Origin of the sequence: Streptomyces sp. DvalAA-14, from assembly GCF_900091855.1 — a bacterium.
GTDB lineage: Bacteria > Actinomycetota > Actinomycetes > Streptomycetales > Streptomycetaceae > Actinacidiphila.
In genome coordinates this window covers 39,787-50,457 of the sequence record NZ_FMCH01000185.1, presented here as the reverse complement: position 1 = coordinate 50,457, position 10,671 = coordinate 39,787, and the positions used below count along the sequence as shown (strand labels likewise).

Below are 10,671 nucleotides of genomic sequence, written 5' to 3'. Positions count from 1 at the left end.
GCCCCGGCCGCGGCCGGCGGTGGGGTTGACGAAGAGGGTGATCTCGCTGGGCACGCGCGGACCTTATCCCGGATTCGGCCGATCGAGTGAGGGCCGCGCGGAGCAGCGCGGGGGCGGCCCGGTCGGGCACCGGCGGCCCCGGGCGCCCGGCCCGGGGTCAGCCCGCCGTGGCGGCCCGGTCAGGTCGCGTCGTCGTAGCCGTCGTCGCCGTGTCGCTCGCCCTCGTCGAAGGGCTGGGTGGAGATCTGCTCGGGGATGTGGCTCAGCGCGGACGCCTCGTCCGGGTCCAGTCCGAAGTCCGGGTCGGCCGCGCGGCGGCGCAGCTTGCGGGAGTCGTTGAAGAAGCAGATCCCCATCGCCATGAAGTACAGGAAGACGATCGGCGCGGCCAGCAGGCACATCGTCAGCGGGTCGCCGGTGGGGGTGGCGACCGCGGCGAAGACGGTGATGCCGATCACCATGCCGCGCCACCAGCCGAGCATGCGGCGGCCGGTGACGATGCCGGTGAAGTTCAGCAGCACCAGCACCAGCGGCAGTTCGAAGGCGAGGCCGAAGACGACGATCAGGCGGACGACGAGGTCCAGGAAGTCGTCCAGCGGCAGCAGGTTGGTGGTGTCGTTCGGCACGAAGCCGATCATGATCTTGGCGGTCTGCGGCAGGATCTCGTACGCCAGCCAGGCACCGGCCAGGAACAGCGGCACCCCGGCGCCGACGAAGCCGAGCGTGTAGCGCTTCTCGTTCTTGTGCAGACCCGGGGCGAGGAAACCCCACAGCTGGTACAGCCAGACCGGTGACGAGACGACCACGCCGGCCATCAGCGAGACCTTCAGCGCGATCGAGAAACCGCCCAGCAGACCGCTGACCGTCATCTGGGCACAGGACGCGTCGGCGTCGTGCGGCTGGTGGTCGGCGCCGTTGACACAGCGGACGTTGGTCGGAATCCGGTGTTGGAGCAGCTCGATGATGTTCTTGTAGAAGAACGCGGCCACGATGGTCACGACGATGATCGCCAGGACCGATTTGAACAGCCGGTTGCGCAGCTCACGCAGGTGGTCCGCGAGAGGCATCCGCCCCTCGGGGTCCCTTTCCTGCTTGCGGGCAGTCTTGAGCACCCACGTCCTCGTCTCGTACGGCAGCCTCAGCGACGCGCGCCGGCTTCGTCCTTCACCAGGGGGCGGCCGTCACACCGGGGGTGGCAGGCCGGTCTGGATCGCGGTCTGGGTCAGGCCTGCGTCGTGGTGCGGTCGGCCGGCTCCGCGACCGGGCGGGCGCTGGCGGTGTCGCCGGGCGCGGCCTGGATCGTACGGGCCGCGACCTGCTCCTGCGCGGGCTGTTCGGCGGGGGCGGGGGTGCCGCCGTCGTTCTTCATCGCCTTGGCCTCGCTCTTGAGGATGCGGGCCGACTTGCCGAGCGAGCGGGCGACGTCCGGGAGCTTCTTGGCACCGAAGAGAACAACGATGACGAGAAGGATGAGGACGATCTCGAGGGGCTTGAGATTGCCGAGCATAAAAGGTCTACCTTCTCACCTGGGGGCGGCGTGGTCCTTGCGTCTTCGGCTGCCCGGCGCCGGACCGGTGTCCGGCGGCCACGCAGGCTGTGATCGTAGCGTGCACCGGTGAACACCGGGGAATGCTCCGGAATCCACCCGGTTGCGGCCCCCGCCGCGCTCCGTGGTCGGGCCGCCCGGCCAGACTACCCTCCTGCCGCGCCGGCGCGGCAGGCTCAGCGGCGGGAGATCTCGCCGGCCCGCTCGGCCATCGGGGTCGCGGCCCGGCTCAGCCGCTCGCCCGCCCGGGTCAGCGCCTCGGTGCCGAGCGCGACCTGACGGGACAGTTCGCCCACCGCCAGGAAGACCCGGACCGCCAGCACTCCCAGCACCAGGAGCCCCGCGGTCGACAGGCCGACGTACAGAAAAAGCCACCACATGGCGCGTGAGCCTACCGTTCAGCGGGCGGCGTGCAGCCGCATCGTCCGGACGCCGCCGGTGGTGAGGAGTTCCACGATCCGATCGCCGGCCGGCTTGCGGACCGCCTCGCCGCACGCGGGGCAGCTGAAGGAGTAGAAGGTGGTGCGGGCCGAGCCGCCGATGGCCAGCCGCAGGGCGCCCGCGGTGAGTTCGAAGTTCTCCCGGCAGTGCGGGCAGCCGGCCCGGAACAGCACCGGACCCGGTGCGGACTGCGGCGGGCAGGCGGTGGTGATCGTCATCGTCGCTCCCTCACTCCCCGTAGGCGGCCAGGGCCTTGACCGCCGCGTCACGCGCGTCACCGGCCAGGTCGGCGGGCGAGACAATCCGGCCGTCGCGGCCCAGGCGCAGCGCGAGGCGGCGCAGCGAGCCGGGATCGGGGGTGCGCAGCGTGATCCGCAGGCCGCCGTCGGGCAGCTCGTCGGCGCTGTCGTGCGGATAGTATTCGGCGACCCACCGGCCGCCGGGCCCGACCTCGATCACCACTTCCGGGTCGTCGCCGGCCGGCTGCACCAGGCCCTGCGACAGGTCCCGGGGCTCCAGGCGCGGCGGGTCGGACGGCTCGTCGAGCAGCTCGATCTCGGCCACCCGGTCCAGCCGGAAGGTGCGGTGGTCCTCGGAGAGCCGGCACCAGCCCTCGAAGTAGGTGTGGCCGACGGTGAACAGCCGGATCGGGTCCACCCGGCGCTCGGTCAGGGTGTCGCGGGCCGGCGAGTAGTAGCGCATCCACAGCAGCCGGCGCTCGGTGATGGCCCGGTCCACGGTGGCGAAGACACTGCCCTCGGACTCGAAGGTCACCGACAGCTGGGCGCTGGAGTCGGCCACCTCGCCGGCCGCGGTCTCCAGCTTGGCGCCGGCCCGCAGCAGCGCCTGCCGGTCGCGGTCCCGCAGGCCGGGCAGGTTGGCCACCGCGCGGGCGGCGACCAGCAGCGCGGTGGCCTCGTCGGCGGCCAGCCGCAGCGGCTGCGCCACGTCGTCGGCGGTGCCCGGGTTGTGCCACCAGATGCGTTCGCCGTCGGTGTCGATGTCCAGCAGGTCGCCGCCGCGGAAGCTGGTGCCGCACAGCGGCAGCACGTTGAGGTCCCCGATCAGCTCCGCCTCGGTCACCCCGAACGCCTGCGCCACTTCGCTGACCCGCGCCCCGGGCCGCTCCCGCAGATACGTCACCAGGGACAGCATCCGGCGGGTCTGATCGATCGCGTTGCTCACAGCGAATCCCCCTCAGCCCTTCGCCACCGCGCGCAGCCGTTCCAGGACCTCGCCGCGCAGCTCTTCGGGGGCCAGCACGACCACGTCCGGTCCGAACTCGGCGAGCCAGGCGTCGAGGCCGTGGCCGTACGGGATCTCCAGTTCGTCCCATTCGGCGTCGACCGGGGTGGTGGTGACCGCCCGGGAGCGCAGCGGGTAGCCGCTGTCGCGGCGCAGCCGGATCCGGGCGGTGGCCGCGGTGACCCCCTCGCCGGCCCAGCGGGCGACGGCCTCGCGGACATCGACGTGGTCGGGCACCTCGGCGGTGAAGGCGCCGCGGCCGCGGACCTTGCCGCTGATCCGGGACAGCCGGAAGACCCGCACCGCGCCGCGGTCTCGGTCGTGCCCGGCGACGTACCAGTGGCCGCGCCAGCACTCCAGCGCCCAGGGCTCGACCACCCGGGGTTCGGGGCGGACCGCGTTGGCCTTGCGGTAGTCGAAGGCGACGGCCCGCCGCTCGCGGGTGGCCAGCATCAGCGCCTCGAAGGCCGGCTCGGGGGCGGGGATCCGGGGTTCGAGCACGCTGCTGGTGGCCTCGTAGGGCACTCCGGCGGCGCGCAGCTTCTGCAGGGCGCCGCTGGCGGCCTCGGCGAGCCGGGCCTGCTGCCAGACCTTGGCGGCCAGGCCGAGGGCGGCGGCCTCCTCGGGGTCCAGCGCGATGTCGGGCAGCCGGTTGCGGTCGCTGCGGGCGAGGTAGCCGTAGTCGCCGTCCAGGCTCTCCACGGTGTCGATGACCAGGCCGAGTTCCCGCAGGTCGTCCTTGTCCCGTTCGAACATCCGATTGAACGAGTCGTCCGAGGTCACCTCGTGGTAGGCCTCGATGGAGGCGCGCAGCTCACGCTTGCTCACCGGGCGCCGGGTGTTCATCAGGCACAGCGCGAGATTCATCAGCCGCTCCGCCTTGGCGATCGCCATCCCGCACCCTGCACCCTTCGGTCGCCCTGCCTCGATCGCTGAACCTACCGCTACCGGCTGCGCGGGCCCAAGCCGAGCACGCGGGCCGAAGCCGAGGGCCCCGCCGGTCGGCGGGGCCCTCGGTCGCGCTCAGCCGCCGCTCAGACCGCGACCAGGTCGCAGACGAAGATCAGCGTCTCGCCGGGCTTGATCGCCGCTCCGGCGCCGCTGTCGCCGTACGCGAGGTGGGCGGGGATGGTCAGCTGGCGGCGCCCGCCGACCTTCATGCCCTGCACGCCCTGGTCCCAGCCGGGGATGACCTGGCCGACCCCGAGCTGGAAGCGCAGCGGGGTGCCGCGGTTCCAGCTGGCGTCGAACTCCTCGCCGGAGGAGAAAGCGACGCCGACGTAGTGGACGGAGACGGTGTCCCCGGCGGTGGCGACCGCACCGTCGCCCTCCCAGATGTCCTTGATCTCCAGGTCGGCCGGCGGTTCGCCGCCCGGGAAGTCGACCTCGGGCTTCTCGATGCTCACTTCGGTGCTCCTTGTGCTGTTGCGGGCAACCCGGACAGTCTTGCAGACCTCACAGAACGGCCAGGATGTCGAGGCTGAAGACCAGCGTGGAGTTGGCCGGGATGCCTTGGTTGGCGGTGCTGCCGTAGGCCACGTCGGGCGGCGTCACCAGCATCACGCGGCTGCCGACCTTCTTTCCGGCCAGGCCCTGCTGCCAGCCCTTGATGAGCTGCTGGAGCGGGAAGGCGGCCAGTTGGCCGTGGGAGTAGGAGGCGTCGAAGTCCTTGCCGGTGTTCCACAGGACGCCCTTGTACTGGAGCAGCAGGGTGTCGGTGGCCTTCACCACCGGGCCGTCGCCCTCCAGGATGTACTTCGCCACCAGCTTGGTGGGGGCCTTGCCCTTGGGCACGTCGATGGAGGGGGCCTTGCCGTCGGTGTTGGTGCCGACCTTCGGCAGGCTCGCGTCGGTCTGCGCGACCTTGGCGCCGGTGGCGGAGCTCTTGGCGTTGAAGCGCTGCAGGACGTCCACCACGAAGACCAGGGTGTCGGTGCCCTTGATGCCGGCCTGGGAGTTGCCGGAGCTGCCGTAGCCGAGGGCCGGCGGGATCGCCAGCTCGACCCGGCTCTTGACCTTCTGGCCGACCAGGCCCTGGTCCCAGCCCGGGATGACCTTCCCCTGGCCGATGACGTTGGTGTAGGGCGCGCGGCCGAAGGAGGTGTCGAACACCTTCGCGGTGTCCCAGACCTGGCCGAGGTAATTCACCTGAACGAAGTCGCCGGAGACGATCGCCGGGCCGTCGCCGGAGATCAGCGTCTTGACGGCCAGGTCCTTCGACGGGGTGCCGCTGCCTTTGGCCACAGTCGGCTTCTGGTCGAAGTTCTTGCCCCCGGTGACGGCCGGCACCGGCCCGGCGACGATCTTCGTGGTGGGGGTCCCGGCCGCGGACGGCGTGGTCGTGGGCGAGACGGTGTCCGAGGGCGTATCCGAAGGTGAGGAGGCCGAATCGCTCGTGCCGTCCCCGCTGCCGCAGCCGGCGGCGGTGAGCATGAGCGCGGGCACGGCGAGCAGTACGGAGCGTCGGCGCACGGGGTTCCTCGTTCGGGTCGTGGGGAGTGGGGCCGGCGGTCTCGGATTCCGCCGCCCCACACCCTACGGGGTGCGCTCGCGCGCTCACATCCCGGCGATCAGCTTCTCCACCCGGTCGTCCACCGACCGGAACGGGTCCTTGCACAGCACGGTCCGCTGCGCCTGGTCGTTGAGCTTGAGGTGCACCCAGTCGACGGTGAAGTCCCGTCGCTGCTCCTGCGCGCGGCGGATGAAGTCGCCGCGCAGCCGGGCCCTGGTGGTCTGCGGGGGTACCGACTTGGCCTCGAAGATCTTCAGATCACTGCAGATCCGCTTGGCCTGCCCCTTGCGCTCCAGCAGGTAGTAGAGCCCCCGGCGGCGGTGGATGTCGTGGTAGGCGAGGTCTATCTGCGCGACCCGGGGGTGGGACATGGTGATGTTGTCGCGGTTGCGGTAGCGCTCGATCAGCTGGTACTTCATGACCCAGTCGATCTCGGTGCCGATCTTGTCGAGGTCGCCGCTGCCGATCGCCTCCAGGGTGCGGCCCCACAGCTCCAGCACCTGCTCGATGACACCGCTGCGGATGCCGCGGCGCTCGCAGAACTCCACCGCCTTGGAGTAGTACTCCTGCTGGATGTCCAGGGCGGACGCCTCACGGCCGGAGGCGAGCCGCACCTTGCGGCGGCCGGTGATGTCGTGGCTGACCTCGCGGATCGCCCGGATCGGGTTCTCCAGGGTGAGGTCGCGCATCACCGTGCCGGCCTCGATCATCCGCAGCACCAGGTCGGTGGCGCCGACCTTGAGCAGCATGGTGGTCTCGGACATGTTGGAGTCGCCGACGATGACGTGCAGCCGCCGGTAGCGCTCGGCATCGGCGTGCGGCTCGTCGCGGGTGTTGATGATCGGACGGGACCGGGTGGTGGCCGAGCTGACGCCTTCCCAGATGTGCTCGGCGCGCTGGCTGACGCAGAAGACCGCTCCGCGCGGGGTCTGCAGCACCTTGCCGGCCCCGCACAGCAGCTGCCGGGTGACCAGGAACGGAATCAGGATGTCCGCCAGCCGGGAGAATTCCCCGTGCCGGGCGACCAGGTAATTCTCGTGGCATCCGTAGGAGTTGCCGGCCGAGTCGGTGTTGTTCTTGAAGAGGTACACATCGCCTGCGATGCCCTCTTCGTGGAGGCGCCGTTCGGCGTCCACCAGAAGGCCCTCCAGGATGCGCTCACCGGCCTTGTCGTGCGTGACGAGTTCGGTGACGTTGTCGCACTCGGGAGTGGCGTACTCCGGGTGCGAGCCGACGTCGAGGTAGAGGCGGGCACCGTTGCGGAGGAAAACATTGCTGCTTCGGCCCCATGACACGACACGGCGGAAGAGGTACCGCGCCACCTCGTCAGGGGACAGACGCCGCTGTCCCCTGAACGTGCATGTGACGCCGTACTCGTTCTCCAGCCCGAAAATGCGGCGGTCCATGTCTGAACATTACGCCTGATGCGTGGTGCTGAAACGAGGTTCGACCCCACCGTTTCGATCTTTTTCCGAGCGAGTTTCGAGGTTTGGAATCGTCAGGATTCGGCTGGTGAGGAGCAGTACGAGCGCGGCGACCGGGCCGCTCACCGCGCTGACCGCGAATCCGGCGGCGCTGCCGCCGTGTTGGGTGACCAGGCCGGCCAGTGCGGTGCCCAGCGCCGCGCCCACGCCGATCGCGGTCACCACCCAGGAGAACGCCTCGGTCACCGTGCCCGCCGGGGCGTGCCGGTCCACCACCAGGAAGCCGCAGGCCAAGGTGGGCGCGAGGAAGAATCCGGACAGGGCGGCCAGCGGCAGCATCCAGCCGAGGGCGGGCACCAGCAGCAGCGGGGGGTAGCAGGCGGCCAGGCCCAGGGACAGCAGCCGCAGCCGCCGCTCCGGAACGCCGGCCCAGACGCGGGCGCCGTAGCCCAGACCGCCGGCCAGCGCGCCGGCCCCGTTGGCGGCCAGCACATAGGCGGTGGCGGCGTCGCCGCCGTGCGCGTCCCCGTAGGCGACGGCGGCCAGGGAGAAGGCGCCCAGCGCGATGCCGATGAACAGGCAGGCGCCGAGCAGCACGGCCAGACCCCGGGAGCGCAGCGCGCCCAGCCAGTGCGCCTCGCGGGCCGGTGCCCGCCAGCTCCGCGACGGTCCGGAGCTGACCACCACCAGGGTGCCGGCCACGCCGAGCAGCCCGGTGAGCACCACCGCGGCGGCCTCGGAGGCGGCGGCGACCGCCAGGGTGACCAGCAGCGGCCCGATGGTGAACAGGACCTCCTGGGCGGCGGCGTCCAGCGCGTACGCCTTCTGCACCTGTTCCTCGTGCCGCAGTACCGAGGGCCACAGCGCGCGCAGGCCGCCCTCCAGCGGCGGGGTGGCCAGCCCGGCCAGTACGACGGCGGCCACCGCGAGCGGCAGCGGCCGCGGGCCGGTCACGGCGAGCAGTCCGAAGCCGGCCGCCGACAGCAGCGCCGCCGCGGTCATCACCCGCGGCTGGCCGCGCCGGTCCACCGCCCGCCCGAGCAGCGGCTGCCCGACCGCCACGGCCAGGCCGAACACCGCCGACAGGGTGCCGGCCAGTCCGTAGCCGGCGCCCCCGCGAGCGCAGGAAGAGCACGATGGCCAGCGCCGCCATGGCGTTGGGCAGCCGCCCCAGCAGGGTCCCGCCCAGCAGTCGAGCGGCGTGCCGCGTCCGCAGCAGTTCGCCGTATCCCGTCGCCGCCATGCTGCTCCCGCTGAAGTGTTACGTATAACGCCCGAGCGTCATACGTACCATGTCGGCAGCTCACGGGTCCACCCGTGGGACGGCCCGGGGCCGGCTCGGCCTCCTCGGACCGGTCCGGCGGCGGCCGGGGCCGGTTCGGCGCGGGCCTCGCGGACGGCGGGAAGGGCGGGAGACGGTGACCGGGAGCGCGCGGCCGACCTCGCGGGACGTGGCGCGGGCGGCCGGGGTGTCACAGGCCACCGTGTCGCTGGTGCTGGGCGGCAAATGGCGGGGGCGGGTCTCGGAGCGGACCGCGGACACGGTCCGGGCGGCGGCCGGCGAGTTGGGCTACCGGCCGAACCTCGCCGCCCGGAACCTGCGGCTGGGCCGGACCAGGACCGCGCTGTTGGTGGTGCCGGCGCTCACCCATGAGTACTTCGCCCGGGTCTACTCGGGTGCCGAACGGGTGGCGGCCGAGCACGGCTTCGGGCTGGTCCTCTACCCCTCGCCGGAGGGCATCGGCCGGGCCCGGGACCCCTTCGGCTCGGCCCGCGCCGCGATCGACGGGGTGATCGCCTCCTCGATGGCCGCCGATGCGCTGGCCGGGATCGCCGACGGCGGGGACGCGGGCCGAGGCCGGGGCGCGGGCGGGGCCGCGGAGCGGGACCCGGACGGCGGGCTCCCGCTGGTGATGCTCGACAGCGACCCGGGGGCGCGCGGCGGCGCCCCGACGGTGAACCTGGCCGTCTTCGACGGCATCCGCCAGGTGACCCGGCATCTGCTGACGCTGGGCCACCGGCGGTTCACCCATCTGGCCAGTGCGGTGGACGCCTGGACCTTCCGGGTGCGGGCCCAGGCCGTCGCCGCCGAGCTGAGCCGGGTCCCCGGGGCCGTGCTGCTGCACACCGAGCGGTCGGCGCTGGACGTGGCGCCGGGCCGGGCGGCGGCGCTGCGGGCGCTGTCCCGGCCGGGGCCGAGGCCCACCGCGCTGATCTGCGACTCCGACGTGCTGGCGGCCGGCGCCTGCAAGGCCGCCCGGGGGCTGGGCCTGGACGTCCCCGGTGATCTGTCGATCTCCGGCTTCGACGATCTGGCGCTGGCCACCGCGATCGACCCGGAGCTGACCACGGTCCGGCTGCCCGCCGAGGCGGTCGGCGCGGCCGGGATGAGAGCGCTGCTGGCCCTGCTGGCCCGGCGCGACGGCGGCGCCCCGGGCGCGGGGCTCCCGGGGCTCCCGGGGCCGGACGGGCCATCGGCCCCATCCCCGCTGGATCTCCCGCCGGACTTTCCGCTGGACTTTCCGGTGGAACTCCCGGTCGAGCTGGTCGTCCGCGCCTCCACCGGCCCGCCCCCGCGCTGAGAGCCCGCCCGAGCATGGCCCGGCCGCCCCGCCGCTCTGCGGCCGCCCGGCCGTGAGGCTGCCCGAAACGCGGCGGTGCCCCGGCCGGAAGCCGGGGCACCGTGCTGCGCCGTCGTGGCGCGGCAGGCCGGAGACCGGGCTGCCGCCGGGGCCGACTAGGCCTCGTCGTCCGAGGGGTCGTCGGTCTGCGCGGTGGCCGCGCTCTCGGTGTCCAGCAGCCGGGACAGCTGCCGGCCCAGGATGCGCTTGAACTTCCGCTGCTGCGGCCGGGTGCGGTCCAACACCGCGACCTCCAACTGCTCGGCGGTGAGCTGCCGGTCGCCGCCGTTGGTGTCGCGACTGAGGGACTCCACCGCCAGCGCGAGCGCCTCGGCCAGGGTCATGCCGTCCCGGTGCCGCTGGTCGAGGAAGCTGCCGATCTGGTCGGAGTTGCCGCCGACCGCGACCGCGCCGTGCTCGTCGACGATCGAGCCGTCGTGCGGCAGCCGGTAGATCTGGTCGTCCTCGGGGGCCGAGCCGACCTCCGCGACGATCAGCTCCACCTCGTACGGCTTCTCGCCGACACTGGAGAAGATGGTGCCCAGCGTCTGGGCGTAGACGTTGGCCAGGCCGCGGGCCGTCACGTCCTCGCGGTCGTAGGTGTACCCGCGCAGGTCGGCGTAGCGGACGCCGCCGATCCGCAGGTTCTCGAACTCGTTGTACTTGCCGACCGCCGCGAACGCGATCCGGTCGTAGATCTCGCTGACCTTGTGCAGGGCGCGGGACGGGTTCTCGGCGACGAAGACGATGCCGTCGGTGTACTGCAGCACGACGACGCTGCGACCGCGCGCGATCCCCTTGCGGGCGTACTCGGCGCGGTCCGCCATGGCCTGCTGCGGCGAAACGTAAAAGGGCGTGGACACCGGCTAACCGTGCCTTTCT

General features: G+C 72.4%; 11 protein-coding genes and 1 pseudogene. 1 reads left to right on the top strand and 11 read right to left on the bottom strand.

Annotation, left to right across the window (positions count from 1 at the left end; translation table 11 throughout):
• Positions 1–179: 179 nt before the first annotated feature.
• The 10 genes and pseudogenes from tatC to GA0115240_RS09270 form a co-directional block, all read right to left on the bottom strand.
• The gene (gene tatC, locus GA0115240_RS09315) at positions 180–1,112 is read right to left on the bottom strand and encodes a twin-arginine translocase subunit TatC (protein WP_093736185.1); all 933 of its coding nucleotides are present in this window, start codon (positions 1,110–1,112) and stop codon (positions 180–182) included.
• 110 nt (positions 1,113–1,222) lie between these two features.
• Positions 1,223–1,507, bottom strand: coding sequence for a Sec-independent protein translocase subunit TatA (gene tatA / locus GA0115240_RS09310; RefSeq protein ID WP_093736184.1), 285 nt, complete (start codon positions 1,505–1,507; stop codon positions 1,223–1,225).
• 215 nt (positions 1,508–1,722) lie between these two features.
• Positions 1,723–1,926 carry a hypothetical protein gene (locus GA0115240_RS09305; RefSeq protein ID WP_093736183.1) on the bottom strand — a complete coding sequence of 68 codons (204 nt, stop codon included), beginning with the start codon at positions 1,924–1,926 and terminating at the stop codon, positions 1,723–1,725.
• 18 nt (positions 1,927–1,944) lie between these two features.
• The gene (locus GA0115240_RS09300; RefSeq protein ID WP_093736182.1) at positions 1,945–2,205 is read right to left on the bottom strand and encodes a hypothetical protein; all 261 of its coding nucleotides are present in this window, start codon (positions 2,203–2,205) and stop codon (positions 1,945–1,947) included.
• A 10-nt stretch (positions 2,206–2,215) separates the two neighbouring features.
• Positions 2,216–3,142: a helix-turn-helix transcriptional regulator gene (locus tag GA0115240_RS09295; RefSeq protein WP_093736189.1), complete on the bottom strand. Its 927-nt coding sequence runs from the start codon at positions 3,140–3,142 to the stop codon at positions 2,216–2,218.
• Positions 3,143–3,184: 42 nt separating this feature from the next.
• A complete protein-coding gene (locus tag GA0115240_RS09290) occupies positions 3,185–4,126 on the bottom strand; it encodes a helix-turn-helix transcriptional regulator (RefSeq protein WP_093736181.1) in 942 nt (313 codons plus the stop codon).
• A gap of 140 nt (positions 4,127–4,266) precedes the next feature.
• Positions 4,267–4,638 (bottom strand): FKBP-type peptidyl-prolyl cis-trans isomerase, encoded by a 372-nt coding sequence (locus GA0115240_RS09285; RefSeq protein WP_093736180.1) that lies wholly within the window; start codon positions 4,636–4,638, stop codon positions 4,267–4,269.
• Positions 4,639–4,687: 49 nt separating this feature from the next.
• Entirely contained in the window at positions 4,688–5,704 is a 1,017-nt protein-coding gene (locus tag GA0115240_RS09280) for an FKBP-type peptidyl-prolyl cis-trans isomerase (protein WP_093736179.1), read from the bottom strand.
• 84 nt (positions 5,705–5,788) lie between these two features.
• A complete protein-coding gene (gene pafA / locus GA0115240_RS09275) occupies positions 5,789–7,150 on the bottom strand; it encodes a Pup--protein ligase (protein ID WP_093736178.1) in 1,362 nt (453 codons plus the stop codon).
• A 9-nt stretch (positions 7,151–7,159) separates the two neighbouring features.
• Positions 7,160–8,411 (bottom strand): annotated as a pseudogene (locus GA0115240_RS09270) (MFS transporter).
• A gap of 175 nt (positions 8,412–8,586) precedes the next feature.
• Between GA0115240_RS09270 and GA0115240_RS09265 the strand changes: the two are divergent.
• Positions 8,587–9,750, top strand: a complete 1,164-nt coding sequence (locus GA0115240_RS09265) for a LacI family DNA-binding transcriptional regulator (protein ID WP_256069628.1) — start codon at positions 8,587–8,589, stop codon at positions 9,748–9,750.
• 155 nt (positions 9,751–9,905) lie between these two features.
• On the opposite strand, the gene prcA is transcribed toward GA0115240_RS09265, so the two are convergent.
• On the bottom strand, positions 9,906–10,652 hold the full coding sequence (gene prcA, locus GA0115240_RS09260) for a proteasome subunit alpha (RefSeq protein WP_093736176.1): 747 nt from the start codon (positions 10,650–10,652) through the stop codon (positions 9,906–9,908).
• Between the last annotated feature and the right edge of the window lie 19 nt (positions 10,653–10,671).

What these genes read in the sequence shown, in the direction of transcription:
- GA0115240_RS09305 (WP_093736183.1), bottom strand. Translation starts at nt 1,926, where the DNA reads ATGTGGTGGCTTTTTCTGTACGTCGGCCTGTCGACCGCGGGGCTCCTG.
- GA0115240_RS09295 (WP_093736189.1), bottom strand. Translation starts at nt 3,142, where the DNA reads ATGCTGTCCCTGGTGACGTATCTGCGGGAGCGGCCCGGGGCGCGGGTC.
- pafA (WP_093736178.1), bottom strand. Translation starts at nt 7,150, where the DNA reads ATGGACCGCCGCATTTTCGGGCTGGAGAACGAGTACGGCGTCACATGC.
- GA0115240_RS09290 (WP_093736181.1), bottom strand. Translation starts at nt 4,126, where the DNA reads ATGGCGATCGCCAAGGCGGAGCGGCTGATGAATCTCGCGCTGTGCCTG.
- tatA (WP_093736184.1), bottom strand. Translation starts at nt 1,507, where the DNA reads ATGCTCGGCAATCTCAAGCCCCTCGAGATCGTCCTCATCCTTCTCGTC.
- GA0115240_RS09300 (WP_093736182.1), bottom strand. Translation starts at nt 2,205, where the DNA reads ATGACGATCACCACCGCCTGCCCGCCGCAGTCCGCACCGGGTCCGGTG.